Origin of the sequence: Mesorhizobium sp. LNHC209A00 (assembly GCF_000502915.1) — a bacterium.
Lineage (GTDB): Bacteria > Pseudomonadota > Alphaproteobacteria > Rhizobiales > Rhizobiaceae > Mesorhizobium.
In genome coordinates this window covers 870,533-895,401 of the sequence record NZ_AYWT01000003.1, presented here as the reverse complement: position 1 = coordinate 895,401, position 24,869 = coordinate 870,533, and the positions used below count along the sequence as shown (strand labels likewise).

The 24,869-nt window shown below is 64.4% G+C and carries 21 protein-coding genes and 1 pseudogene; 12 read left to right on the top strand and 10 right to left on the bottom strand.

Features of this window, described 5'->3' with window-relative positions; genetic code table 11:
* Positions 1-127: 127 nt before the first annotated feature.
* The 6 genes from ligD to X739_RS154190 all read right to left on the bottom strand — a co-directional run bounded on the left by ligD (position 128) and on the right by X739_RS154190 (position 8,004).
* Entirely contained in the window at positions 128-2,617 is a 2,490-nt protein-coding gene (gene ligD, locus X739_RS0134195; RefSeq protein ID WP_031252016.1) for a DNA ligase D, read from the bottom strand.
* A gap of 94 nt (positions 2,618-2,711) precedes the next feature.
* Positions 2,712-2,936, bottom strand: coding sequence for a hypothetical protein (locus tag X739_RS154170; protein WP_015316844.1), 225 nt, complete (start codon positions 2,934-2,936; stop codon positions 2,712-2,714).
* Between the two features lie 112 nt (positions 2,937-3,048).
* The gene (locus tag X739_RS154175) at positions 3,049-4,197 is read right to left on the bottom strand and encodes a GNAT family N-acetyltransferase (RefSeq protein ID WP_023774646.1); all 1,149 of its coding nucleotides are present in this window, start codon (positions 4,195-4,197) and stop codon (positions 3,049-3,051) included.
* Positions 4,198-4,306: 109 nt separating this feature from the next.
* Positions 4,307-5,527, bottom strand: a complete 1,221-nt coding sequence (locus tag X739_RS154180) for a GNAT family N-acetyltransferase (RefSeq protein ID WP_023794556.1) — start codon at positions 5,525-5,527, stop codon at positions 4,307-4,309.
* A 9-nt stretch (positions 5,528-5,536) separates the two neighbouring features.
* The gene (locus X739_RS154185) at positions 5,537-6,838 is read right to left on the bottom strand and encodes a hypothetical protein (RefSeq protein WP_023794555.1); all 1,302 of its coding nucleotides are present in this window, start codon (positions 6,836-6,838) and stop codon (positions 5,537-5,539) included.
* On the bottom strand, positions 6,835-8,004 hold the full coding sequence (locus tag X739_RS154190) for a glycosyltransferase (RefSeq protein ID WP_023774643.1): 1,170 nt from the start codon (positions 8,002-8,004) through the stop codon (positions 6,835-6,837). Before X739_RS154190 ends, X739_RS154185 begins: the two co-directional genes overlap by 4 nt.
* A gap of 441 nt (positions 8,005-8,445) precedes the next feature.
* Here X739_RS154190 and X739_RS154195 point away from each other — a divergent pair, with 441 nt between their 5' ends.
* Positions 8,446-9,615 (top strand): DUF1972 domain-containing protein, encoded by a 1,170-nt coding sequence (locus tag X739_RS154195; RefSeq protein WP_023794554.1) that lies wholly within the window; start codon positions 8,446-8,448, stop codon positions 9,613-9,615.
* Entirely contained in the window at positions 9,612-10,880 is a 1,269-nt protein-coding gene (locus tag X739_RS154200) for a cellulase family glycosylhydrolase (protein WP_023774641.1), read from the top strand. Before X739_RS154195 ends, X739_RS154200 begins: the two co-directional genes overlap by 4 nt.
* Before the next feature lie 69 nt (positions 10,881-10,949).
* Here X739_RS154200 and X739_RS154205 read toward each other — a convergent pair whose 3' ends face one another.
* Together X739_RS154205 and X739_RS154210 are read right to left on the bottom strand one after the other, a co-directional pair.
* Positions 10,950-12,296, bottom strand: a complete 1,347-nt coding sequence (locus X739_RS154205; RefSeq protein ID WP_023774640.1) for a VpsF family polysaccharide biosynthesis protein — start codon at positions 12,294-12,296, stop codon at positions 10,950-10,952.
* 1 nt (position 12,297) lies between these two features.
* Complete coding sequence (locus X739_RS154210) at positions 12,298-14,430, bottom strand: Wzz/FepE/Etk N-terminal domain-containing protein (RefSeq protein ID WP_023794553.1); 2,133 nt, start codon at positions 14,428-14,430, stop codon at positions 12,298-12,300.
* Positions 14,431-14,694: 264 nt separating this feature from the next.
* Here X739_RS154210 and X739_RS154215 point away from each other — a divergent pair, with 264 nt between their 5' ends.
* From X739_RS154215 to X739_RS154240, 8 genes and pseudogenes are all read left to right on the top strand, one after another.
* Positions 14,695-16,218, top strand: coding sequence for a hypothetical protein (locus tag X739_RS154215; RefSeq protein WP_023794552.1), 1,524 nt, complete (start codon positions 14,695-14,697; stop codon positions 16,216-16,218).
* Positions 16,219-16,313: 95 nt separating this feature from the next.
* Positions 16,314-17,522 (top strand): NAD(P)/FAD-dependent oxidoreductase, encoded by a 1,209-nt coding sequence (locus tag X739_RS154220; protein ID WP_023774637.1) that lies wholly within the window; start codon positions 16,314-16,316, stop codon positions 17,520-17,522.
* Positions 17,523-17,714: 192 nt separating this feature from the next.
* A complete protein-coding gene (locus X739_RS154225) occupies positions 17,715-17,918 on the top strand; it encodes a hypothetical protein (protein WP_023794551.1) in 204 nt (67 codons plus the stop codon).
* A gap of 31 nt (positions 17,919-17,949) precedes the next feature.
* Positions 17,950-18,177 (top strand): hypothetical protein, encoded by a 228-nt coding sequence (locus tag X739_RS17865; RefSeq protein ID WP_023774635.1) that lies wholly within the window; start codon positions 17,950-17,952, stop codon positions 18,175-18,177.
* A 365-nt stretch (positions 18,178-18,542) separates the two neighbouring features.
* The gene (locus X739_RS154230; protein WP_023774633.1) at positions 18,543-19,574 is read left to right on the top strand and encodes a hydroxyacid dehydrogenase; all 1,032 of its coding nucleotides are present in this window, start codon (positions 18,543-18,545) and stop codon (positions 19,572-19,574) included.
* Positions 19,575-19,716: 142 nt separating this feature from the next.
* Positions 19,717-20,073 carry a hypothetical protein gene (locus X739_RS154235; protein ID WP_023774632.1) on the top strand — a complete coding sequence of 119 codons (357 nt, stop codon included), beginning with the start codon at positions 19,717-19,719 and terminating at the stop codon, positions 20,071-20,073.
* Positions 20,074-20,346: 273 nt separating this feature from the next.
* Positions 20,347-20,472, top strand: a pseudogene (locus X739_RS1000000170435) (XRE family transcriptional regulator); the annotation flags it as partial.
* Between the two features lie 148 nt (positions 20,473-20,620).
* Entirely contained in the window at positions 20,621-21,298 is a 678-nt protein-coding gene (locus X739_RS154240; protein ID WP_023794548.1) for a GntR family transcriptional regulator, read from the top strand.
* A gap of 59 nt (positions 21,299-21,357) precedes the next feature.
* Here X739_RS154240 and X739_RS154245 read toward each other — a convergent pair whose 3' ends face one another.
* Both X739_RS154245 and X739_RS154250 read right to left on the bottom strand, forming a co-directional pair.
* On the bottom strand, positions 21,358-22,359 hold the full coding sequence (locus X739_RS154245; protein ID WP_023794547.1) for an NADP-dependent oxidoreductase: 1,002 nt from the start codon (positions 22,357-22,359) through the stop codon (positions 21,358-21,360).
* A gap of 27 nt (positions 22,360-22,386) precedes the next feature.
* Complete coding sequence (locus tag X739_RS154250) at positions 22,387-23,202, bottom strand: oxidoreductase (protein WP_023794546.1); 816 nt, start codon at positions 23,200-23,202, stop codon at positions 22,387-22,389.
* Between the two features lie 104 nt (positions 23,203-23,306).
* On the opposite strand from X739_RS154250, the gene X739_RS154255 reads away from it, so the two are divergent.
* Both X739_RS154255 and X739_RS154260 read left to right on the top strand, forming a co-directional pair.
* Positions 23,307-23,900: a TetR/AcrR family transcriptional regulator gene (locus X739_RS154255; RefSeq protein ID WP_023794545.1), complete on the top strand. Its 594-nt coding sequence runs from the start codon at positions 23,307-23,309 to the stop codon at positions 23,898-23,900.
* 410 nt (positions 23,901-24,310) lie between these two features.
* Complete coding sequence (locus tag X739_RS154260) at positions 24,311-24,613, top strand: hypothetical protein (RefSeq protein WP_023794543.1); 303 nt, start codon at positions 24,311-24,313, stop codon at positions 24,611-24,613.
* Positions 24,614-24,869: the final 256 nt, after the last annotated feature.

Below are 24,869 nucleotides of genomic sequence, written 5' to 3'. Positions count from 1 at the left end.
CTGGCGACCACAGCGAACGCTCCCATGCTTCGTCATCCCAAAGCGAAGCAAGGAGCGAAGCGACGCGCACGGACCCTAGAGTTTCAGGAGCCCTGGTCGTCGAAGGGCGCCTCGAAGCCGTTTACCTCTACGAGACCACAGGCAAATCCCTGGCAAACCCGTCAATCTCGGCCCACGGATCGCCCGACGTCTCCAGCAACCCCGGCAGCGACGAATAATTCAAATCCTGCGGTGCATCGATCGCCTCCAGATCGGCCCAGCTCACCGGTGTCGAAGCCGGCAGGTTGGTGCGGGCGCGCAAGGAATAGGGCGCCGCCGAGGTGTGGCCGCGCGCGTTGCGGTGATAGTCGATGAAGATGCGCCGCTTGCGGTTTTCCTTGCCCATTGTGGTGGTGAAGGTGTCCGGCGCGGTGGCCGCTAGATGCGTTGATATGGCGCTGGTTGCCTGATGCAGCTTCTTCCAGTTCTGCTTTTGCCTCACGGGCACGGTGATGTGGATACCGCTGCCGCCGGAGGTCTTTGCGAACGGCACCAGGCCAAGCCCCTCCAGCTCGCCCTTGATGTGGATGGCGGCCTCCACCACCTCGCGCCAGGAGATCCCCTCGCCTGGGTCGAGGTCGAGGACGATCTGGTCGGGCTTGTCGAGGCTCGAGCGATGCGTGCCCCAGGTGTGGAACTCGACGACGCCGAACTGCGCCAGCGCCAGATAGCCCTTCGCGCCCTCGACCGAGAGATAGGACTTGGTCTCGCCCTCTGAATTGGTCGCCTGGAATGTCACCACCGAAGGCGGCATGCCTGTGAACGCGTGACGCTGGAAGAAGCAGTCCTTGGGCAGGCCGGTCGGGCAGCGCACCAGCGACACCGGGCGGCCAAGGATGTGCGGCAGCATGAAATCGCCGACCAGCGCGTAATAAACGGCGATGTCTAGCTTGGTCGGGCCGGTCTTGCCGAACAGCCTCCGCGTCGGGTTTGTCACCCAGATGGTGGCGAGATCGGCTTCGGCGATCAGGCGCTTGCGGGTCGAGGAGACCGGCGTCGACAGGCCGACATCCCTGAGGCCCCGGAACACACCGTGGCGCAACGAATTGTCCGCGGTTCGGTTGGCAAAATGGATGCGCGCCGAAAACAGCGGCTTGACCCAGTGCATCTCGCGCATGATTTCGCGCGGCACGCCTTCCGGCGGCGTAGCGCCTGATGTGAGCGGCTCAAGCCGGGCCAGCAGGTCGGCCGCGGTCCCGGCATCGAAGCCGGTGCCGACCTTGCCGCGATAGTGCAGTTCGCCGTCCACCCACTCGGCCATGCCGAGCGCGGCCAGTCCCTCGGCCGCATCCGAAGTGGTGTAGCCGGCGATGACGAAATCGTCCTTTTCGAGCGCCTTGGTCTTGGTCCAGTTCTTGGTGCGGCCGCTCTGATAAATCGAGGTGGCGCGCTTGGAGACCACGCCCTCCAGGCCGAGTTCCGTCACCTGGTCGTAAAGCGCTTGCCCCGAACCTTCGACATGGTCGGAGAACTGGATCGCGGAGTTGGCGCCAAGCCCGCCAAGCAGTTCGGCCAACAGTGCCTTGCGCCGGATGAGCGGCACCTTCATCAGGTCCCAGCCGTCGAGATGCAACAGGTCGAAGGCGTAAAAATGCAGCTTGCTGCCGGCGCCCGCTGCCAGCGCGTCCTGCAACAGCGCAAAGCGGGAAATGCCCTTGGCGTCGAGCACGACGATCTCGCCGTCGACGGTCGCCTCGCGGCACGGCAGCTTGGCGAACGCATGTGGCAAGTCGCCATAGCGTCTCGTCCAGTCGATGCCACCGCGCGTGATCAGCCGCACCTCCCCATCGGAAACATGCGCCATCGTGCGGTAGCCGTCGAATTTGATCTCATGCAGCCAGAGCTCGTTCGTATTCTCGGCAAGGCTTTCGCCGCCCGGCGGCTTCGGCACCTGGCTCGCCAGTTGCGGCTCGATGCGGCTCAGCGCCGGCGCCTTGGCCGCACCCGGCAGGTCGCCCGGCTTCAGCGAACCGGGCTTTGGCGCGGACTTCGCGGCCGGGCTAGGCGGCGCCACCAGCTCCTCGATGCGCAGGCCGGATTTCACGCTTTCCGGTCGCGCTTCGAGGATATTCAGCCCCGTGTCGGCGGCGAGGTCGCGCTCCTTGAACAGCAGCCAGTTCTTCTTGTCCTCGTCTTCGCCGGGCTTTGGCTTCAGCCGGGTCAACATCCAGCCGCCATTGAGCTTTTCGCCGGCCAGCCGGAACTTGAAGGCGCCGGTGCGCAGGCTTTTGTCGACATCGTCCATCGGCGCCCAGCTGCCGCTGTCCCAGACGATCATCGGCCCGCCGCCATATTCGCCTTCGGGAATGACGCCCTCGAAATCGATGTATTCGAGCGGATGGTCCTCGGTCTCCACCGCCAGCCTTTTGTCGGCTGGGTTGAGCGAGGGCCCCCGCGGCACCGCCCAGCTTTTCAAGACATCGCCGACCTGCAGGCGCAGATCATAGTGGTCCGCGGTGGCGTGATGCTTATGGATGACGAAGCGGTTGCCGCTCCCGGTCATCAGCCCGCCGGCCGGCTCCGGCGTCTTCGAGAATTCGCGTTTGGCGCGATAGGATGTGAGCTTGGCGGGCGGCATGTCAAAAGCCGAGTCTGGCGGAAACCAACAACCGCCTCGTTCCTTCGCGCCGTAGGGCGCTACGTTGGCACCGCTCGCGATTTTTCACGTGGTCTCAGTCGTCGGTCGCCGGCGTCAGCTCCAGCTCGGCCGGCGACAAACCCTGCTGCAACTGGCTCAGCCGGAACTCATCCACCCAGTAGGCCTCGCCGTCGACCAGCACGCGCGCACTGTAGGTGCCGCCTGAGAAGCGCTGCGCGGTGACGTAGACCTTGTGGCGGTCAAGTGCCTTGCGCACCGCGGCGCGCTTGGAGTTCTGGCCGTTCACGGCAGTCGACATGCGCTTCACCCTCGGTCGCCTGACACGGAACTCGGCCGCTCTTGGCGGCCCGGCGACTGGCCCCAAGGATGGCGGAGACGCGCGCGCCTGTCAATTTCGCGGGCGGCATCCTTCAGTTCTTCAACCGCCGCAAACGGTGCATCACCCCCTGCACGGCCTTGTAAAGCCGCGGCTTGGAGCGCACGAACAGCTCGGTCTTGCTGCGCAGCCTGATATAGGCGGTCGAGCCCCTGCCCTTCAGCGACATCGCCTCGCACAGTTCGGCCAGCACCGAGTTCGAGGCGCCGATCTGCTGCTTGTATCCCTGTCCGCCGACCGAGAGGTCGAAATAGCCGAGCCCTTGCGCCCGTCCCCACACCATCAGCTTGCCGATCATCGTCAGGCCCGGCGCGACGTTGGGCACCGCCTCCTGGTCGATCCCTAGCAGCAGGGCGTGCAAGGTGCCCTTCATGACGAGCACATACATGACAGCGAGATAGGCCTGGCCGACGCGCAGCCCGAACAGCCGCACCGAGCCGTCGGAAAGCCCCTGCAAGGCGGCGTTGCGGTAGAACTCCACGATAGGCGCCTGCGTCAGCAGGTCGAAGCGCCCGAGTTCGCGAAAGCGGTTGAGCCTGAGATCCAGCAGCCTGCCGAACTGCTCATCGATCATCTCAGGCGTCTCGGCTTCGACCAATGCGAGGCCGCCGAGCTGTTCGAAGCGGCGGCAGTGCTTGTTGAAATTCTTGGTGAAGGACGATTTGCAGATACGTTTGACCAGCGTCTCCGGCTCGCCGTCCATGACCAGGCCGGAGGCGATCTGGATGGAGTCGCGCGCCGCCGAAAGCAGCGCCAGCGGATTGGGCACGCCGTGGATTTCTCGCGGAATCCCTGCAATATGGATGCGGTCGGCCGGCGGCAGCACGGCGCGGACCGCGGCCCAGGCGGCGTCGGCGCTTTGCCTGGTCCAAGGCCTGGCATCGGCCAGCAGCGGCGCCGAATAATCGCACACGCCGTGGCTCAGCCATTCGATCACGGAGTGGCCGAGCGCCCGGCGCCGCGTCAGCGGCAGCAGCATGACATGCGCGCCCGTGGCGGCATCATTGACCTCGACGACGAGCAGCTCGGCGCCTTTGGGCATCAGCCTCCCGGCAATGCCTTCCACCCAGGCAAGGCCCTGGTGGCCGGTGCACAAACCGGTCTCCTCAAGACGGTGCCAGAGCTGCCTGACGGTGTCGAAGCTGGTGTGCAGCCGCGCCGTATAGCGCGCGGTGGCGCCCATGCCTGCTCTAGCCGGAGAAATTGGTTGAACCGGTGCATCCGCCGTCGCGACCAACCGCACTGCCTGGCTTGCCACATGCCTCTCCCATTCGTTCTGGGGCGCATGGGCATCATCCACGCAGGCGCCGAAAACCCCGCATCGTTCCCTTGACCGCGTTGAGCAGCCTTGGGCTGGAGCGTACGAAAGCCTCGGCCCGCCTGCGGAACTCGATGGCGGTGGAGGCCACACTGCCCCGCATCGTGTACCCATGGCAGAGTTCGACCAATACCGAACCCTTGGCGCCCATATGTTCCTTGTAGCTCTGGTTGCCGACCGACAGGTCGAAATATCCAAAGCCTCGTTCGCGCGCCCAGCCGATCAACCTGCCCATGATTGCAAGCCCCGGCGAGACATTGGGCACGACGCCCTGGTCCATTGCTATCAGCAGAGCATGAACAGTCCCTTGATGCACGAGCAGATATTGAACCGCGATCAGAGCCTCGCCGACGAGCAGCCCGAAAAGCCGCACCGAACCGTCCAACAGGCCCTGAATAGCCGCGTTCCGGTAGAACTCGACGATGTTCTCCTGGGTCAGCAGATCGAAGCGACCAAGCTCGCGGAAGCGGTCGAGCCGCATCCGCACCAGTTCGCCGAAGATACGGTCAACCTCGGCCGGCGCCCCGGCCTCGACCAGTTCCACGCCGCCAACCCGTTCGAGGCGGCGCCAGTCCTTGCCGAATTCCTTGGCGAAGGATGGCCTGCAGAGACGCTTGAGCACTGTTTCAGGGTCGCCATCGATGGCGAGGCCGAAAGTGGTCTGGATGGAATCGCGTGTGGCCGACAGCAAGGCCAGCGGATTGGCGACGCCCTGGATCTGTCGCGGAATCCCCACGATGTGGACGCGGTCCGCCGGCGGCAGCGCTGAGCGCACCGCCGCCCACGCAGCCTGCGCGGATTGTCGCGTCCACGGGCTGGCATCGGCCAGCAGCGGTGCCGAATAGTCGCAGACACCGCAGCTCAACCATTCGACCACCCAATGATGGAAAGCCCTGCGCCGCATCAGCGGCACCAGCATCCTGGGTTCGCCAGTCGTGGCGTCGCCCACCTCGACGATGAGGAGTTCGGCGCTTTCCGGCAGCAGCCGCGTGGCGATCCCTTCCGCCCAGGCGTAATTCTGGTGGCCGGTGCACACACCGCTTTCCTGAAAGCGCAGCCAGAGTGGCCTGACCGCCTCGAGGCTGGTGTGCAGTTTTGCCGTATAGGCGTCGTTCGCCGCGATGGAGGTGGGATGCGAGACCTGCCCGCCAGGCAAGTCGGTCATCGCGGCAATTTGCACTGCGTGGCCTGTCACATCCTTCTCCTATCGCTTTACCGCGGCGAACGAAACCGCCCGCCGCCAGGAGCCCAGGCGGCTGTCGCGCTGCTGGTCCGGGTGTTCGATGTTCCACATGCGGTGATGCACGAAATACCATGATGCCACGAGCACGAAGATCTCGGACACCGCCGAACCCAGCAGCGCCCATGGCGGGGAGGCGATCGACAGCACGATGGCGATCAACGCCAGCCCGACGATGGCGCCGCCCAGGGTGATGAACGCGACGATGCGGAAGTCACCCATTATCTCGAGCACGATGCGGGGCATGATGTAGAGCATGATCGGGACGAAATTCGCGATCACGAAAAGCCCGATGAATCCCACCGACGCGTCCTGGAGAGCCTGGGACTTTATCATCGGCAGTACGACCAGGATGGCGCATCCATAGACGACCGCGCCAAGCCCCATGACAACGGCCCACAGCTTTGCCTGCGCCCAGACCCGGCGCGTCTCGTTGTTGCGCATCAGCTTGGCGAGTTCGGGCTGCGTCATGTTCACGAAGGCAAGACTGCTGATCCGCAGCGGCGCGAACAACACCAGCACCGCCGCCAGCGGCGCATAGGCGGCCGGCCCGGCAATGCCCGCGACCAGCAGCGCCAGGCATTGTCCCTGGATGTTGGTGGTGGTGGCGCTGAATGCCGACCAGCAGAGCTGGGACCACAGCCTTGCATAGCGCCGCCGCGTCGGCATGCGGAAGCTGATGCGCATCGTGCGGCGCGCCAGCCTGACCAGGACGAAGATGCCAAACACATTGGCCGCCGCAAGCGCATAGAACACGGTCTGCAGCGCATCCTTGGCCAGCCAGATCGCCAGGCCGGCCATGACCGTGCCGGCGAAGGTGAAGGCGGCATCGCTGAGGGAGACGATCACCTGCTGGCGGCGCGCGAAGAAGGCCGTGCGCATGTGGCTGCGCAGCGACCATGCGCCAACGAAACAGCCCGCGGCAATTCCGCTAGGGTCGCCCAAGAGACGCATCACGATCGCCGTGCCGACGGCCATCAGCAAGGCAACGACCAGCGCCGCCGTCCCGAAGGCGACGTCATAGGCATCGACGCCGGCGCTGTTGGTGCTCTTGCCCATCCATATCGAGGCCGGAACGGCGGTGAGCGACCTGATGTAGGACAGGCCGACGCCGCCCATCACCATGCCGATGGCAAAGAGGCCGTAGCCTTGCGCCGAAAGCATGTGCAGCAGCGCGATGTTGAGGGCGAAGTGGAAGCCGCTCTGCATCGCCTCGCCGCCGATCATCAGCACGAGACGCCGCACCAGATGGCCAGGAAGTTTCACGGCCGTGTCTCCGCCTGGCGGGCGGTTGCCGTCCGCCCCGGCCTGGCGATAGCTGCCTTCAGCTTGTCCCCGGCTATCGCCGCGATCGCCGCCGCCGCGATCGGCTCGCTGAAGACCGCCTCGTAGCGCGCCCGCCCGGCGGCGACAAAGGAGCGCCAGGCCTCGGGCCGCAGGATGATTTCCTCCAATTTGGCTGCAAGGGCGGCGGCATCGCCGGGCGAAACATGCCAACCGGTCTCACCGTCGCTGACCACCTCGACCAACCCGCCGATCGCCGACACCAGCGGCGGCCGGCCATAGGCCATCGCCTCGATGGCGACGCGGCCGAGGGATTCGGGACGCCGCGAGGGAACCGTGACGATATCGGCCCAGCGATAATGCTCGGAGGGATCGGGGATGAAGGGCAGCACGCTGACGCGTCCGCCGAGCCCCATGCTGCTGACCAGTTCGGCGAGCGCGCGTTCGCGCTCGGTACTTTCGAAGGCGCCGCCGACCAGCCGCACCTCGATCCTCGACTTCAGTTCCGCCGGTAACGAGGCGATCGCCTCCAAAAGCACTTCCTGGCCCTTGATCCTGTTGATGCGGCCAAGCAGCAGCACCTTGAGCGGGCGCTTGCCGTCATAGGTCGTCGCTTCGGCCGCGGCCGGGCCCGCAACGCCGTTATAGACAACATAGGAGCGCGCGGATCTAGGCTCCCCGAACGCGGCGCGGGTGGCGCGCGAGTTGAAGATGAGATCGGCATGGCTCCAGTGCATCAGGCCGACAAGGATCCTGCGCATGGTGCCTTCGGGAATTTCGTGGATGTGCAGCACGGCCTTGTGCGGTAGCAGGCGCGCGGCCAGCGCATAATCGGCCACGATCGAGGTGTTGACATAGGTCAGATCGCAATTCCGAAGCCGCCGCCAGGCCCTCAGCACCGCGACCGGCAGCCGCGCCATCTCGACGGTGGCAAGGCGCGCAATCGCCTGTCGCCTCAGCACCCAGAGCGGCTCGAAGACGATCCGGGTCGCATGCGGTTCGAGGATCCGCACGATCGGTCCGCTGCGCGGCAGGACGACCTCAATGTCGGCTGACGGAAACGCGGCGCGCAACGCAGCGACGCTCTCCGCGAAGCTGCGATCGGAACCATAGAGTTCATAGCCCTGATGGACGCATGCAATCCGCATATTCCCATGCATCTTTCTGCCAGGGGTAGTTTGACGATCCCGCCGCCTGACGGAACAGGCGAGTGGAGACTTCAAGCCCAACACCCCTTTGGACTTCACTTGTTGCCGTCATGGTGACGAGTGGATGGAGAACCCGGATCACCATACCAAATGCCGCACGTCCTCCGCCGATGTGGCGCACAGAAGTCCATGAGCAAGGATCATGCCGGCCCTGATTTCTCTGTCCGCGGGTCGCACGGTCGCGGCATTGCCTTGTTTCGATACACATACGCTGGGATAGTTGACCGATAGTGAAACAACTCCGGCCGCTGGAAGAAATATTTTACACCCCAGTGCCATGATAGCTGGAACTGAGTCTGGCACGGATATCGCTGGGCTGGGTTTTCAGAGGGGACGGCCCGCGCATTGCGGAATCGAGCGGATTTGAAAGCGCCAGCAGCCATGAGACCTGAAATGCCCACCATCCTGATTCTCGGGACGCGCGGCATTCCAGCGGCCCATGGTGGATTTGAAACCTTCGCCGAGAAGCTCGCGCTGTTTCTGGCCGGGCGCGGCTGGAAGGTCGGCGTCTATTGCCAGGAGGAGGTCGAGCGGGTCGACCAAAGGGTACGTGTCGACACCTGGAACGGCATCGATCTCATCCATATCCAGGTCGCCTCGAAAGGCCCTCGCGCGACACTGGAATTCGACTGGCAATGCGTGCTCGACGCCGCCCGGCGGCCAGGCATCTGCCTGGTGCTCGGCTATAATGGCGCGATCTTCCTGACCTGGCTGAGGCTGATGCGGCGCAAGATCATCACCAACATGGACGGCATCGAGTGGCGCCGGCCCAAATGGGGTGTGGCTGCGCGCGCGTGGTTCTGGCTAAACGAATGGATAGGCGCCTGGGCCTCGCACCGCCTGGTCGCCGACCATCCGGTGATCGCGGATCACCTGGCGACCCGCCGGCCGCGCAGCGCCATCGCCACCATCACCTACGGCGCCGACCCGGTTACATCGGCACCGGAGACGTCGGTGCGCGCGCTCGGCCTGGAGCCTGGCGAGTACCTGATCTCGATCGCGCGTATCGAGCCCGACAACAACATCCTGCCGATGGTCGAGGCCTTCTGCAGCCGGAAGCGCGACATGAAGCTGGTGGTGCTGGGCACGCTTTCCCCCGATATCCCTTACCATGTCGCCGTCCGCAAGGCGGCGAACGCCTCGGTGGTGCTGCCCGGCGCGATCTACGACCAGGCGGCGGTGAAGGCGCTGCGTTTTCACGCGCGCGCCTATCTGCATGGCCATACCGTCGGCGGCACCAACCCGTCGCTGGTCGAGGCGCTGGCCGCCGGCAACATGGTCATCGCCCATGACAATCCCTACAACAGATGGACCGCCGGCGCGGCCGCCATCTTCTTCACCGACCGGCAGAGTTGCGCCGAGCGGATGCGGCAGGCGATGGAAGATGAAGCGCTGGTCAGGACCTGCGGCGCGGCCGCGAGGGCCCGCGCCAACGAAGCTTTCCGCTGGGACGATGTCCTGCTTGCCTATGAAACCGAAGCCTACCGCCTTCTGGGGGTGAGCGCCGCCGCTGCCCAGCCAGTCGACCGTCCCTCGCCCGGAGCCGTATGACGGGCTGGTCGCGACGGCGGCTGCTGAGGACCGCGCTGTCGACGGCGCTGGTGCCCGCAACGGCAGCACTCTCGGCCGCATCGCCCGCGCCGGCCGCCGCCGGCGAATGGCGTTTTCGCCACGGCGTCAACGCCTGGCCCTGGTTCGCGCTCACACGCGAGTTTCCCGCGCCGCGCACCGACTATGACTGGCCGCCCTTCCAATCGCAGCGGCCGGTGCCGACACCGGACGACCTTCGCCGGCTGCGCCGGACCGGGCTCGACTTCGTCCGCCTGCCGGTCGATCCCGGCCCTTTCCTGGCCGCCGATGCCGCCACGCGCACAAAATTGCTGGCGATGCTGGACGATGCCGTCGCGGCAGTCATCGATGCGGATCTCGGCATCATCGTCAACGTGCAGGCCAACGGCGCCACCCATTACTGGAATCCCGACCGCATGGTTTCCAGCACCGCCGCGCCCGAATTCGAAGCCTATCGCGCGCTGGTGGGCACGCTTGCCGGCAGGCTGCAGCGGTTCCCGTCGGGCATGGTGGCGCTGGAACCGGTCAACGAGCCGCCGCAATCCTGCTCGTCAAACGTCTGGTCTCTGGTCCAGGCGGCGCTTTTGACGGCAGCCAGGGCATCGTCGTCGACCTTGCCGCTTGTCGTCACCGGCGGTTGCGGCTCGATGGTGAGCGGGCTTGCCGCGCTCGATCCGGAACCGCTGGCGGCCTTCGAGCCGATCCTGTTCACCTTTCATTTCTACGAACCCTATCTGTTCAGCCATCAGGGCGCACCCTGGATGCGCGAGCCCGTCTACCGCGCGCTCAACAACGTGCCGTGGCCGGCCTCCGCCGGTTCGCTCGAACGGACGCTGGCCTCGGTCAGGGCCCGCATGGCCGGGGACACCGAAACCTCGGAAGCCGACAAGCAGGCCGCCTATGCCGAAACCGAACGCGTGCTGACGGTCTATTTCGACGCCAGGCCCGATCGCTGGTTCGTCGACAAATATATCGGCCAGGCGCGCGGCTGGGCCGACAGCCATGGCATCGCGCCGACGCGCGTCATCATGGGCGAATTCGGCGCGCTCCGCACCGACGCCCGCTACGTCGCCGCCCCCAACCCGGACCGCGCCCGCTACATCGCCGATGTAAGGCAGAGCGCCGAGGCATCCGGCTTCCCGTGGGCCTTCTGGGACCTGTTCGACGGCATGGGCATGATGGACGACAAAACCCGCTCGCTCGACCCGGCGATGGTGGATGCATTGGGGTTGAGTATGCCGGAATAAGCGCCTTCCAGATGCGGCCGAGTTCCTTGTCCCCCGTCCGCCAGGACAGGGGGAGCGCGCCGTAGAGCGCTACCTCGGCACACCTTGCGCGCCCGGACGCCCCGCCACCTTCACCGGCCTGTAAAGCGCCAGCGCTATCACCACGAACTTGGTCATCAGCGTCGTCTTGGACGCCAGGCTTTCGGAGGTGTTGAGCAGGATCAGCCAGCCCAGCATAGTCAGCCAGATGCCGGGATGGCAGCGGCGCGCCACTTCGTGCATGAACAGCACGAAGCCGAAAAACAACAGCAGGGTGAAGAAGGCGCCCTGATAGAGGAGCAGGCGGATGATCGGGTTCTCGATGCCCTGTTCGAGGCCGTTGATGCGGCGCAGGCTTTCGATGAGATCGATGTCGGGCCCCACGATCAGGTCGCGCGGTTCGAAATGCTTGAACAACTCGAACATTTCGACGCGGGCATTGGCGCTGCCGCTGTCCGACACGAAGCGCTCCAGCAGCGCGTCGAAGAAGCCGTAGGAGAACAGCATGACGACCACGACCGGCAACAGCGAGGCGAGCATGACGGCAAGGGCGGCACCCGGCAGGCTGATGCGCCCTCGCCGCAGATAAGCCACGCCGCTGAAAAGCAGATAGATGCCGCCGAGCGCGATCGTCGTCACCATCGCCGAGCGCCCGCCAAATACGACCAGCGCCGCGCATTGCAGGCCGATCAGCCCGAGCCGCAGCGGCATGGACAGGGATTTCGAACCGGAGAGCAGCGCCAGCACATAGATCGAGGTGATCGTGGCATTGGACAGAGGATGGCCCTGGAGCGCCGTCGAGCGCAGGTCGTTCATGAACACCTCGCCGTCGAGCCGGTAGGGAAAGACCAGCGTCTTGGTGGCGAACTCGAACAGCGCCAGCAGCGCGTTCACCGTCATCACCGCGTGCACCACGGTTTGCATGCGGGCGAACGTCTTTTCGTCGGCCTCGGCCAGCATCATCACCAGCAGCGCCGCCGCCACGAACGTGTCGATCATGCCGGCCATGCCGGGGCGTTGCCTGATGATGACGACGACCAGCAGCATGATCGACATGACGGCCAGCAGCGCGCTGGCCGGCCGCCTGTCGGCGATGGTTAGCATGTAGCCGACCGGGTTGCCGAACGTGCAGGCGCGCCAGGCGAACATCAGCACGAGCAGATAGGTGGAAGGATGGATCTTGGTCGCCGGATTGCCGGTCAGGCCGTCGTAATTGTAGCCCACCAGCCACAGCATGCCACCCGAAATACTGAACAGCAGCGCCACCACCGCGACCAGGCCGTAGCCGGTCACCCAGTCAACGGAATTGCCGGTGCGGGGCGCGGTCGGGGCTTGACCCTGGCCGGCCCAGCCCGCCGCCGGGGTGGCGGACCGGGCGGCACCCCGGATGGCAGCCATGTCAGGCCGCCTCGTCGACCAGCAAGGCGCCGGTCGGCAACCGCCCCATGACGGAAATGGCTTGCGAGGCCGCCGTGACATCGCGCATCGGCGTCGCGTTCAGCGTGGCGACGAGCACGATCTCGTCGACCATGGCGACCAGCGGTGAGGCGTTGAGATTGTCGGCCAGCGCGCCGCCGTCGACGACGACGAGTTCGAAATTGCGGCTCGCCTGGGCCAGCATATGCTGTGTGAAATAGACGCCCTGCGCCTCGGAAAAGGCAGCCTTCGGCCGACCCTTCCCCAGAAGCGCGACGTTGCTGCCGGGCGTGTATTGGCTGAGCGCTTCGAACGCGTATTCGCCGCGCAGCACGTCGAGGAGACCTGGCTGCGGCTCTTTCTGGCTGCCGCCGGCATTGTTGGTGTCGATGAACAGGACACGGCTGCCCCTGGCAGCCGCCGCATTGGCCAGCAGGCGCGCCACCCGGCCCCGCTGCGCGGAGTCTTCTGGCGCCGACGTCACCAGGATGGACGGTACCAGCGGCCAGTTCGGCGGACGCCGGCTGGACGAGAACAGGCGTCTCAACGCCAGGCCGGCAACCGCGTCCATCTTCTGTCCGGCCGGCGCGGCGGCGCCGCCGAAAGGCCACCAGCGACGGCGCGCTGATTTTGCCGGCAGCACGCCCACCACGGGCGCGTCGATGGCGGATTGCATCTGCGCGCTGGAAAGCACCGTCGGCGACGAGTATTCCGCGATCAGCGCCATGCCGGTGCCGAGCCCCAGCCCGCCGAAGAACGCGCCGAATACCAACAGCAACAGCGGCGGCCAGCTCTTCTTCAGGGCCGGCATGGCGTCGGAGATGATGCGCGCATTGGTGCTGTCGACATTGACCTGCTCGCGCGTTTCCTGCGCCCGTTGCAGATAGGTGGCATAGACGGAGCGCACCGCCTCGAGATCGCGTTGCAGTTCGCGCAGCTTGACCGAGGCCTGGTCGGTGTCGAGCGACTTGCTCTTCATGCCCGCGACCTTCGCTTCCAGCGCCTGCTGGTTAGCCAGCGCCCGCTCGTAGTCGGTTTCGGCGGCGGCGCCGATACGACCGAGTTCCCGCGCGATGAGCGCGCGCGTGTCGCGCAATTGCTGCTGGGCCGCCATCATCGAAGGATGGCGCGGCCCGAGCTCCGTGCCGAGCTGCGAAACCTGGTCGACAAGTGTCGCCTCCTGCGCCCGCAGGCTCGAAATCACCGCCGAGCGCATCGCTTCCGAGGTCGCGTCGGGCGCGCCGCCGGACCGGCGCAACTGGTCGACCTGCGCCTTCAGCGTCGCGGTGCGGCTCTGTGCGGCGGCGAGCTGCGTGTTGATCTCGGTCAGTTCCTGGTCGCTGACCAGATTGCCGGCGGCCATCACCATGTTGTTGGCCGACTTGTAGGCCTCGACCGCATTCTCGGCCCGCTGGACGCGCTTGCGCTGTTCGTCCAGCCGCGCCGTGATCGAGTCGGAAGCATCCGTGGCCATCTTCGCGCGCGCGCTCGCCTGATCGGCCAGGTAGGCCTGCGCGATGGCATTGGCGAGCTTCGCCGCCTTGTCGGCGCTCTTGGCGGTTACGATCACGTCGAGGACCAGCACCTTGTCGGCCCGCTTGACCGCAAGCCGCCGGCGCAACGCATCGAGCGTCTTTCCCGTCTTGTCGGTTTCGGCCGACCCCGAGCCTAGCACGCCGCCGAGCAAGCGGTTCAACAATCCGCCCTGCCCGTTGAATTCCGGGTCGTCGGTCAGGTTGGTCGCCGCGATTGCCCTGAGCAGCACGCCGCTCGACTGGACGACGGCAACCTGGCTTTCCACCATGGTGATGCCGCCATCGGGTGGAACGCGGCTCGGATTGACGTCGTTGGTGACCACCTGCAGGTCCTGCGGATCGACGATGATCTCCGCCGCCGAGCTGTAAAGCGCCGGGGTGAACAGTCCATAGAGCAGCGCCGCGAGGGTCAGCAGCGCGGCGGTGGCGAGGATCAGGAAACGGCGGCGCACCAATATGCGCTTCAGATCACCCAGTTCGACGGTCGAGGACGGATAGGACGCGGCCGGCGGTGGCTCCGGCGCATATTGCATCACCTCGGGAGCGTGTTGTTGCGGCAACGAGAGCAGGGATGATTGCAAAGGTCGCTCCGACAACACTCCATGTGCCCCAAAAGCTTAAATTGCGGCTTCAGCCTAGCTATTACTCCAACTGTTAAAACACTGTTAATTATGTTGGGAGCTCTTTTGGTTTTTGGCACGGAGTTTGCGTAGCAGAGGCATGGGCCATGTTGACAGGGCGCAAGCGAGCGGGAAACGAATGCCAGTCCGACCGTCGCCCCACCAGATCGGGCCTAAGAACCGAACACCGGCCAATACCGAACATCAGAATTCCTGGGGTGCGACATGCGGGTGAGCCTGCGCCTGGACAGCGACTGCCTCCGTGCTTTTCACCTGCTGCTGCTGCAGCGCCTTGCCGCGCTCGCCGAGGTCGCGGTCAGCGTCGACGCACGCCCAGCCGGGAGCTGCATTCCGGGCAGCGTCGCGGCACTGTTCCAGCTTGAAAGGGTCATCCATGGCTTGCCCGCGGACGGACTGGCCAAGCGCCTGCCCTTGTCGGCGTTCGCATCCTACCGCACGCACCCCGCCGCCGCGCCCGACCTCGTGGTCGACCTCTGCGGCGATGTGCCAATAGAGGGAACACGCGTATGGCATGTGACCTATGACGGCGCCGGCGGCGAAGCGGCCCTGCTGGCGTCGATCCTCGATGGCCGGACCCCGCGGGCCCGCATAGAGGAGAACGGAGGCGTCGTCGCCGAAGGACGCCTGGGCACCGAATATGGCGGCATCGCGCTCGCCTCGTTCCAGGACATGCTGGCGCGCACGGCAAGCCTGATCCTGGCGGCGGTGACAGGCGCGGCGCGGGGCGCCCTACCCGTCCTGCCCGAGCCGGTGAACGGCAGGGGGCCGCCTTCGCTGCCCTCGGCCGGCAAGCTCGGCGTCAGGGCGGGCAAGGTATTGGCGCGGCGCATCGTCCAGAAGATCTACCATCTCTGCTACAACGCCCCGCACTGGAAGGTCGGCTGGCGCGAAACCGGCGGGCGGGATCTGTTCGACCTGCGCGCGCATCCGGCCTCGGGCTGGCATGAGCTGCCCGACGACGGCAGCCGCTTCTACGCCGATCCGTTCCCTATCCTTCATCAAGGACAGGTAACCCTGTTCGTCGAGGACTATATCCACCGCCTGGGCCGAGCCATCATTTCCGCCGTGCCGTTTGGTCCGTCGGGGCCGATCGGCCGTCCGGAGCCGGTGCTCGATCTGCCCTACCACCTCTCCTACCCCTTCGTCTTCGAGCGTGACGACGAGGTCTGGATGGTGCCCGAAAGCTGCGCCAACCGGACGGTGGATCTCTACCGCGCCACCGCCTTCCCGGGCGGATGGGTCAAGGAAGCGACGCTGCTGTCCGACATCGTCGCCAGCGACGCCACCTTGGTCGAGCATGGCGGCTCGTGGTGGCTGTTCGCCACCGTTCGGGACGGTGAAGGCAGCGCCCGGCACGGCGGCGGCGCCTTCTCCGACGCGCTGCATCTGTGGTCGGCGCCGGACTTTCGCGGCCCCTGGACGTCGCATCCAAGGAACCCGGTGCTGATCGACATCGCCTCGGCGCGGCCGGCCGGACGCATGGTCGAACGCGACGGCCAGCTGCTGCGTCCGGTACAGGACTGCCGCGGGAGCTACGGCGGCGCCCTTGGCATCGCACGCGTCACTCACCTTGATTTGAACGGCATGGAGCAGCATGTCGAGACGATCTTAACCCCCGGCGCGCTATGGAGTGGGCGTAAGCTGCACACGCTCAACGAGGCGGGCGGCCTGGAGTTCATCGACGGCTCGGCGATCGCGCCGCGCTGGAAAAGAGGTGGCCGTGGTTAACCTAAACGTTTGTTACTACCGGCCACCCGCGCTGGTTGCTTGAGGTTGATTATGGTCCGGAAGATATTTTCCACCACGGATTGTGGAGACAGAAGATGACCAGCATGAAGGGCAGCGAGATGACAACCGTCGACGCTGTCCCGGCCGAAGTCGACGTGGCGATCGTTGGCGCTGGAATGGCCGGCACCACGCTGGCAACCGTGTTGGCAAAAGCCGGCCGCAAGGTGGCACTGATCGATCCGCACCGCGTTCATCACGAAGAGTTCCGGGCCGAGAAAATCGGTAGCGATCAGATACGGCTGTTCGAGAAGCTCGGCCTCGACGAAACGATCATGCGGCTCGTCACGCCGTTTGACGACATTCATGTTTTCCGCCTTGGCCAATTGTTCGCGCGTGAGCGCAGGCCCGAATACGCATTTTCCTATGCCGCGTTGATTAACGGGCTGCGCGATGCCCTTCCTCCGCAAGTGCCGATAACTGTCGGCAAGGTCGCCGAGGTCTCGACCGGGCCGGACCGGCAGCGCCTTGTGCTGAACGACGGCAGGGTCATCACGGCTCGCCTGCTGGTGGTCGCCACCGGTCACAGCGAAGCGGTGCGGCGCGCCATCGGCGTCGAGCGGGTCGAGCAATCGAAAGCTCATTCGCTGTCGATGGGTTTCGACCTCGCCATTCCGCCGCGCGAATGCGTCTACCAGGCCGTCACCTGCTACGGCAGGCGGGCCAGCGACCGCGTCGCCTACATCACCGTCTTTCCCCTCGGCGACAAGATGCGGGCCAACATGTTCGTCTATCGCACCGTGGCCGAACAATGGACGAGGGATTTTCGGGCCGATCCGCGGAAGATGCTTTGCGAATTGATGCCTGAAATATCGGCCCAATGCGGCAACTTCGCTGTCTCAAGTCCCGTCGAGGTCCGGCAGATCAACCTTACCACGACGCAAGGCCATCGCCGCGACGGGGTCGTCTTCATCGGTGACGCGTTCTGGACGACATGCCCGACGCCGGGCGTCGGCATAGGGCGGGTTATGATCGACGTCGATCAGCTCCATTCCGTGCACATTCCACGCTGGCTGGAGACGCCAGGCATGGCGGCGGACAAGATCGCCGCCTTCTATGACGATCCGGTCAAGCGGGCCTCCGATGAGGCCGGCATGCGTGTGAGCATCTACGCCAGGCGGATCACCACCGAAACCGGGCTGGAATGGCGCGCGCGGCGCCTGCGCAACAACACGGCACGCAGGCTGATGATCATCGGCCGCAAGGTGCGCCATTTGGGAATGCGGCGGCAGCCGGGCATGGCGTGAGGGGTTTCCCACCCCTTATCGTCATAAAGGCCCTTCCGTGGTTCTGCCCTCGAGGCAGCACCTCTACCCGCCTACCGGAGAAGGAAACCGCCGGAGCGCTTCATCGGGAAACGGCGCTCAAAAAGCAGATCGAGTGCCGTTCGGTTGGAACAAGCGGCTTGCCGACAGGTTATTCCCGCAGGAGATCCTGTCATGGTCAAGAATATCGACCGCGCGTTGGAGGATGCTATTCTGGCAATGCGCATTCTTCGCAAATCCATCATTGATCATGGGCATATGGAAGCCATGGCCGAATTTGACGGCTTGATGAGCGTGACCATATCAGAGGCCGAGCGCCAACTCACCAGTTGGCAGACCGGTCATCGCGCCGAGCTATCGGACCACGCAGAACCCTGACGCGATCTCAAGGATCGCACATGAGGGAACCTTGCCGAACGGCATTGGTTTCATGGAATGCTATACGCCGCCGGAGGACAAAGTGGCCCGATTGGTCGACAAGCATAAGCTTGAGAGAGCCGATCGCGAGTCGCGGCTCATCCTTGACGCCGAACGGCAGGCCCGCGACGCGAAGACGGCGCGGCTTCGCAAGCAGCGGCTGTCCGCCGAGCCAAGCGGCGAGCGACAGAAGCCCGCCGCGCCGAAGCGACGTGGATGACGGCCTGCTGTTCCGCAAAAGCAAAAGGCGCGATCGGTCGATCGCGCCTTTGTTTCAGCAGGCGAATGCACTTTCCCATTCAGAGCTTGGCCGGTAACCCTGAAGGTCCAGCGAGAGCAGTGACGGCCGAAAGCCGTTCGCGCTTGTGCCAGGTTGGCTTCTCGTATTTCTTCACCAGCTATCTCCCCTTGGTGGATTACCGCAGAGAAGACCGGCTTCGGCGCCAATGTCAATCGTACCAGGACGGGTATGGTGGTCCAAACGCCTGCGCCGGGTGAATCGGTCTACCGTGCTTTCAAATCCGCCGGTACGGGATAGATTTAGGATCGAGAAAGCGCCACAAGCCGCCTGGGAGGACCTTGCCAATGTCAGACACCGCCTTGCCGCTGGTGATCAGCGCGCCCGAGCCGCGTACGCTCGAACTGATCTTCACGCCGCCGAAGCTGGCGCGCCTCAAAGCACATTATCGCATCGTCGAGACGACGCCCGACGGCGTGGCGCGGCTGCCGCCTGAGCTGCTGGCCGAGGCCCGCTACATCGTCGGCCAGCCGCCGATCTCGCCGCGGACGCTTGAGGCGATGAAAACGCTGCGCTGCGTCTTCAATGTCGAGAGCAACCTCCTCGACAACATGCCCTACGAAACACTGTTCGCACGGGGTATCCATGTCGTCACGACGGGCCTGGTCTTCGCCGAGCCGGTAGCCGAGCTCGGCCTGGCCATGGCGCTCAACCTTGCCCGTGGCATCGTCGATGCCGACCTTGCTTTCCGCAAAGGCGAGGAATTGTGGGGCGGCGACGGCAACCAGACGGCGCGGCTGCTTTCGGGAGCCGATGTCGGCATCATCGGCTTCGGCGATCTCGGCCGCGCCCTCAACCGCCTGCTGTCGGGCTTCCGCACCCACACGAAGGTGTTCGACCCCTGGCTGCCGCCGTCGATCCTGAGGGAAAACGGCGTCGAGCCGGCCTCGCTGGACGAGGTGCTGTCATCAAGCGACTTCGTCTTCGTCGTCGCTTCGGTAACCTCCGAGAACCAGGGGTTTCTCGGCGCCGACGCTTTTGGCAGGATGCGCAAGGGAGCCGCCTTCATCCTGCTCAGCCGTGCCGGCGTGGTCGATTTCCCCGCCTTGATGGCGGCGGTAAGGAGCGGTCACATCCTTGCCGCCAGCGACGTCTTTCCCGAGGAGCCGCTGGCGGGCGACCATCCCGTGCGCGCGCTGCCCGGCTTCCTGCGCTCCGCCCACCGGGCCGGCGCCCTCGACATCGCCTTCAAACGCATGGGCGACATGGTGCTGGAGGACATGGACCTGATCGATCGCGGCCTGCCGCCACTGCGCTCCAAACGCGCCGAGCGCGAGACGGTGTCGAGGATGCGCTCGAAGCCGTCGGACAGGAATTAAGCAACCGCGCCGGTGTGAGCATTGCTCAACCCCATCGGCAAGGTTTTGTACCAAACCGTACGTTGAATCCCCTTTGAGATGCACCTTCGGAGGAGTAAAAAACAACCTCTGGGAGGTAGCGATGGTTGGAAGCCATATAGACATGGCGCGGGCAGCTATCGAAGCCAGCCTCCTGCTACGACATCGTTCCATTGCTGGAAACGTCGCCTTTCGCCGCGAAATCGACCATTCCAGGCACGTGATCGCGCAATCGCGCGAGCTTCTGAAACGGCTTCGCCAACGCCAGCGCGATGATAACGGTCCGGCCTGGGAAGATACAGACCCGGTTCCCATCTCAGCGTTCGATGCCGATATTCTGCGCGCTGTGTTTCGAGATCTGGTCTCGGAAGCGAACGTGCCCGAGTGTCAATGGCGCGACTTGGCCAAAAGCCTGGTTCACGAGTTTACCGGCTGCGAGCTGGTCGAGACCGGCTTGATAGAATGGCTCATTCACAAATAGTGATCCGCCAAGGCCCGTGAGCCCGTCCCCCAGGGATGCCCGCGCTTCCTGATGGAACGATCGTGCCGCCGGCTGGTTTTGCAAATGGTCGGGCGGTGGGAAGCCCGGCGTACTCAGAAGGCCCGTCACGAGTCGCGTCGGTGGCGGGCCTTTCCATGTCCAGCAGCGATATTGGCCGAAGGTCTCATTCGCGCGTGGGCAATGTTGTGCGAGATTGGCGCCATATCAGCCATAGCTTGATTAATGGTCCGGACGTCTTTGGGGGACGGCATCGTGCCAATTCGCAGGAATCTTGTCGCCAATCTGAGACGGCTGGTCAGCGGCCACGCGTCGGTGAGCGCCGTTTGCCGCGGACTGGGCATGAACCGCTCGCAGTTCGAGCGTTACCTGCGAGGCAAGGAGGATCAGCCTGCGGCAGGCGATGCGGATGTGCGGCGTCGTCAGCCTCGACGATACGCGCCTCGACCAGCTTGTGGCCAGCCTAGCGCGCGAACGCTAGAGTGGTCGAGGCCAATGACGATTTGGCCGGGCCAGCAAGAGGATCGCGATGCTCAACACGGTCGACTATGGCGGCAAGGAAGCCGATATTGTCCATGCGCTGGAGGAAGACATCATCTTTGGCCGGCTGGCGCCCGGCACGCGCCTGGTCGAGGACGTGCTGCTGGCCCGCTTCCCGGTCTCGCGCCACACCATCCGCCAGGCCCTCTATCAACTCGAAAGGCTTGGCATCGCCACGCGCGAGCGCAACAAGGGTGCCACGGTGCGCCGGCTCGCCCCCGAGGAAGTCCGCCAGATCTACGAGGTGCGCGAGATGCTGCAGCGCCAGGCCGCGCTGATGATCCGGCTGCCGGCGAGCGAGGCGCTGATCGCCGAGTTGGCTGAGATCCACCGCGTCTACAGCGCCCATGTCGACGCCGGCTACCTCAGAGGCATCCATGAGGCCAACGACCGCTTCCACCTCACCATGTTCTCGGCCTGCGGCAACGCCTATCTGGTGTCCTCCATCGAGCACTACATGCGCCTCAGCCTGCCGGTACGGGCGAATTCGCTGGCCGACCGCGACAAGCTCGAAATCTCGCGCCAGCATCATCTGATGATGATCGAGGCGCTGAAGCGCAGCGACAATTGGGTGCTGGCGCAGCTCTGCGTCGATCACCTGCAGCCAAGCAAGGCGTTTTATCTCAGGGAGGTCGAGGTGGGCCCGGTGGGCCGCGACGCCGGCTGAGACGCGCAACCCGCCGCTCCCCTGAAGCGGCGAAGAGATTCGGGCTCGGCCCGGCGATACTATCTGACCTTCACGACCACCTTGCCCTTGGCGCGCCCCGTCTCGACATAAGCCAGCGCCTCGTTGGTTTTCTCGAACGGGAAAACCTGATCCACGACGGGGCGTATGACACCGGATTGGATGAGCGATGCGATCCTGCTCAGTTGCTCGCCCTGCGCCCACATGAACAGGAACGAATATTCGACACCGGCGCGTCTGGCCTTGCGGCGTATGCCGCGGCTCAGCAGGCGCAGCACCAGCTTCAGGACGATGTTGAGACCTTTGTCCCTGGCAAATTCGGGATCCGGCGGACCGGAGATGGAGATGAGTTTACCGCCCGGCTTCAGCACATGCAGGGATTTTTCCAGCGTCTTGGCGTCCTGGCTGTTCAGGACGAGGTCGTAGCCGTGCAGGATCTTTTCGAAATCGTCCTTCTTGTAGTCGATGACGATATCGGCGCCGAGGCCTCTCAACAGATCGGCGCTCGCGGCGCCGGCCGTCGTTGCGACGGTGGCGCCGAGATGCTTTGCCAATTGGATGGCGGCGGTCCCGACGCCGCCGGAACCGGCCTGGATGAACACCTTCTGGCCCTTCGTCAGCCCTGCCCTTTCGACAAGCACCTGCCAGGCGGTAAGAGCGACCAGCGGAATGGAAGCGGCCTCCTCCATGCTGAGATTGTCCGGCTTCAACGCCACGTCGGCTTCGTCCACGGCGATGAACTCGGCGAATGTCCCGATGCGGCCGTCGCGCGGCCGCGAAAAGACCTCGTCACCAGCCTTGAATTTGCGGACCTTGGATCCGACCCGCATGACGACCCCTGCCACGTCATGGCCCAGGATGAAGGGCGGGCGATAGGGCAATATCAGCTTGAACTCCCCGTCCCGTAGCTTGGAATCAAAAAGGTTCACTCCGGAGGCGTGGACCTCGATCAGGACATCGTTGTCCCCCACATCAGGCTGCGGCATCTCGGCGAGCCGCAACGCTCCCTTCTTTTGATATTTGTCGACGACGAAGGCTTTCATCATGTTCGCTTTCTGAAAATCGTTTGTTTAGGCAGGCAAGCGGAACTGCTTGCGCAACGTCTTGTCGAACATCCCGGCGGGCGCGAAGCGACGCAACAGGTTGACCAGCCGCGCCGTCTTGCCGGCGGTGTAGCGCCGGCGCTGATGTTTGTTGGTCGCCGCCTTGAGAACCACATTTGCCACCACTTCCGGCGGGTCCGCCTTGCGCATCACGTCGCGAAGCAATGCGTCTACCCCGGCTCGCGCCTGATCATATTCCTTCATGACCGAATCGGGCTCGAACCCATTCTGGTCGAAAACGGTGCGCACGAATGCCGGCGCGATGACCGAGACGCGAATATTGAAGGCACGGATCTCATGATCGAGCGATTCCGAATAACCTTCGAGCGCGTGCTTGACCGCGGAGTAATGCGCCGAATATGGCGCGGGTACCACTCCCAGGATCGAGCCGATATTTATGATGCGTCCTACGCCCTGCCGCCGCATCGACGGCAACACCGCATTGGTCACGCGCATGACGCCGAACAGATTGACGTCGAACAGCGCCTGCACCTGGGAAACCGAGGATTCTTCGGCTCCTCCAAGCATGCCGACGCCGGCATTGTTGACCAGCAGATCGATGCGGCCGGTCTGCGCGTGGATGGTTGAAACGAGTGCATCGATGGCCATATCGTCGGTCACATCGCAAACCAGCATGGTCACTCCTTTCGGGCTGTCGCCGAGCTTGCGGCGGCTTGTGCCGAACACGGTAAATCCCGCTCGCGCCAACGCTTCCGCGCTGGCGCGGCCGATACCCGAGGAGGCTCCCGTGACGAGCGCCGTCTTTCCCGAATTCCTGTTCATTTGGGGCTCCAAAATCATGAGGGGCTATCTTTTTCGCTCCATTAGAATTATGATCGTACTATCATATTACATCCATAATGCAATAGAAGAAAGGAACCGCAGCCATGCGCTATGAAAAAGGCCGGAAGGACGCCTCGCGCGGCCGGATCATTGAGGTGGCCGCCAACCGTTTTCGCGGTGACGGTATCGCTGCGTCGGGGCTGGCAACCATCATGAAAGACGCCGGCTTGACCAACGGGGCCTTCTACCCGCACTTTCAATCCAAGGCGGCGCTTGTCCGTGAAACCGTGGCAGCGGCCCTGGAGGATCAGTCGGACCAGATCCGCGAAGCTTTGGCTGCCGGCGGCCTGGATATGGCCATCGACGCCTATCTGTCGACGGCACACCGGGACAATCCGGGACAGGGCTGCGCGTCTGCCGCATTGTTGCCGGAGATCGCACGCGAGCCTTCCGAAACACGCCAACTCTATACCGAGCGCTTGCTGACCCTGGTGCGCCAGGTAGCGGCGGAACTGCCGCCGCGGACCCGGAACCCGGAAAGCGTTGCGCTGGGCATCTTTGCGACCCTTATCGGCACCCTTCAGATGGCCCGCGCCGTGGACGGAACGGACCTCTCGGGACGCATCCTGGCGGCAGGGGCAAGCGCGGCACGCACGCTGATCCAGGGGGATAACGAGGCTTCCTCGCTCGGGCACTGAAACTTTCCGCAAGCGGGCCTCGTTGCTGCGCAATCGCCTCCCGAGGCGATGACAAGACCCTCCAATCAATGCCTCGCTGGCTGCGCCCGCGAGGCCTTTTGTGCGGCGACGAGACCCGTCCTGCGGGAACCGGCACCATCCGCGAACCGCGAAGTTATCCAGAGGGCCAGGCGCCTGGCCGTCCAGCGGTACCGGCGATGCGCCGCGACGGAGAAGGCTGCCAAAAACCAAGCAACCGCCTGTACGCCGTGGCTACCGCTCAATACCGCAAAGGTTTCAAGGTTCTCCGGAACATATTTGGGCGAAGTTTGGAATTTTGGTCTGATAAACCGGAACTTTCGGGCAAACCGTTTCGTTTAAATCTTGATCGTTGCTTCGACGGTCACAAAGCAACAGGGAAGGACCCAGTCATGAACATCAAGATGATTTGCCTTGGCGCCATGGCGCTTTCGATGGCCACCGGTTCGGCTCTCGCGGGATCCAACACGGGAACATCCGCTCTCGACGATCCTGCCAAGATGAAGCCGTTCTACACGGACTCCGGCATGAAGACGATGGTCGGCAATGATGAGTTCGTGAAAGCCTGGAAGGCCCTCACGCCTGAAGACCAGACCGCCATGAAGACCGCTTGCGCCGACGAGTCCAAGAACGCCAACCCAACCAACACGCATCCGGAATTCTGCAGTAGCGTGAAATTGAACGGCGGCAGTTGATAAGGCGTTGGCGCCGTAGGCATGGAACAGCCCCGTTCGCGGGGCTGTTTTCGTGACTGCCGTGCTTTGCCTTGCCGTCACCGCCGCTTTGGCCCCGACACAACTGCTCATTCTGCCTCGACTCCAGGCGCCTGCCGCCAGTCCTTATCGTCGACCGACACATTTCCCGCGGCTTCATGAAGAGGAAAAAACAGCGTCCTTGCTCTGGCCATGTTGCACTGCGGAATATATGCTGCATTGCAATATCGGCTACCCG

Excerpts from the sequence above, each read along its gene's own strand:
- X739_RS154225 (WP_023794551.1), top strand. The coding sequence starts at position 17,715 with ATGGTCAAGAATATCGACCGCGCGTTGGAGGATGCTATTCTGGCAATG.
- X739_RS154235 (WP_023774632.1), top strand. The coding sequence starts at position 19,717 with ATGGCGCGGGCAGCTATCGAAGCCAGCCTCCTGCTACGACATCGTTCC.
- X739_RS154190 (WP_023774643.1), bottom strand. The coding sequence starts at position 8,004 with ATGCGGATTGCATGCGTCCATCAGGGCTATGAACTCTATGGTTCCGAT.
- X739_RS154240 (WP_023794548.1), top strand. The coding sequence starts at position 20,621 with ATGCTCAACACGGTCGACTATGGCGGCAAGGAAGCCGATATTGTCCAT.
- X739_RS154175 (WP_023774646.1), bottom strand. The coding sequence starts at position 4,197 with ATGGGCGCCACCGCGCGCTATACGGCGCGGCTGCACACCAGCTTCGAC.
- X739_RS154200 (WP_023774641.1), top strand. The coding sequence starts at position 9,612 with ATGACGGGCTGGTCGCGACGGCGGCTGCTGAGGACCGCGCTGTCGACG.
- ligD (WP_031252016.1), bottom strand. The coding sequence starts at position 2,617 with ATGCCGCCCGCCAAGCTCACATCCTATCGCGCCAAACGCGAATTCTCG.
- X739_RS154195 (WP_023794554.1), top strand. The coding sequence starts at position 8,446 with ATGAGACCTGAAATGCCCACCATCCTGATTCTCGGGACGCGCGGCATT.
- X739_RS154170 (WP_015316844.1), bottom strand. The coding sequence starts at position 2,936 with ATGTCGACTGCCGTGAACGGCCAGAACTCCAAGCGCGCCGCGGTGCGC.
- X739_RS154220 (WP_023774637.1), top strand. The coding sequence starts at position 16,314 with ATGACCAGCATGAAGGGCAGCGAGATGACAACCGTCGACGCTGTCCCG.
- X739_RS154245 (WP_023794547.1), bottom strand. The coding sequence starts at position 22,359 with ATGAAAGCCTTCGTCGTCGACAAATATCAAAAGAAGGGAGCGTTGCGG.
- X739_RS154205 (WP_023774640.1), bottom strand. The coding sequence starts at position 12,296 with ATGGCTGCCATCCGGGGTGCCGCCCGGTCCGCCACCCCGGCGGCGGGC.
- X739_RS154255 (WP_023794545.1), top strand. The coding sequence starts at position 23,307 with ATGCGCTATGAAAAAGGCCGGAAGGACGCCTCGCGCGGCCGGATCATT.
- X739_RS154260 (WP_023794543.1), top strand. The coding sequence starts at position 24,311 with ATGAACATCAAGATGATTTGCCTTGGCGCCATGGCGCTTTCGATGGCC.
- X739_RS154250 (WP_023794546.1), bottom strand. The coding sequence starts at position 23,202 with ATGAACAGGAATTCGGGAAAGACGGCGCTCGTCACGGGAGCCTCCTCG.
- X739_RS154230 (WP_023774633.1), top strand. The coding sequence starts at position 18,543 with ATGTCAGACACCGCCTTGCCGCTGGTGATCAGCGCGCCCGAGCCGCGT.
- X739_RS154215 (WP_023794552.1), top strand. The coding sequence starts at position 14,695 with ATGCGGGTGAGCCTGCGCCTGGACAGCGACTGCCTCCGTGCTTTTCAC.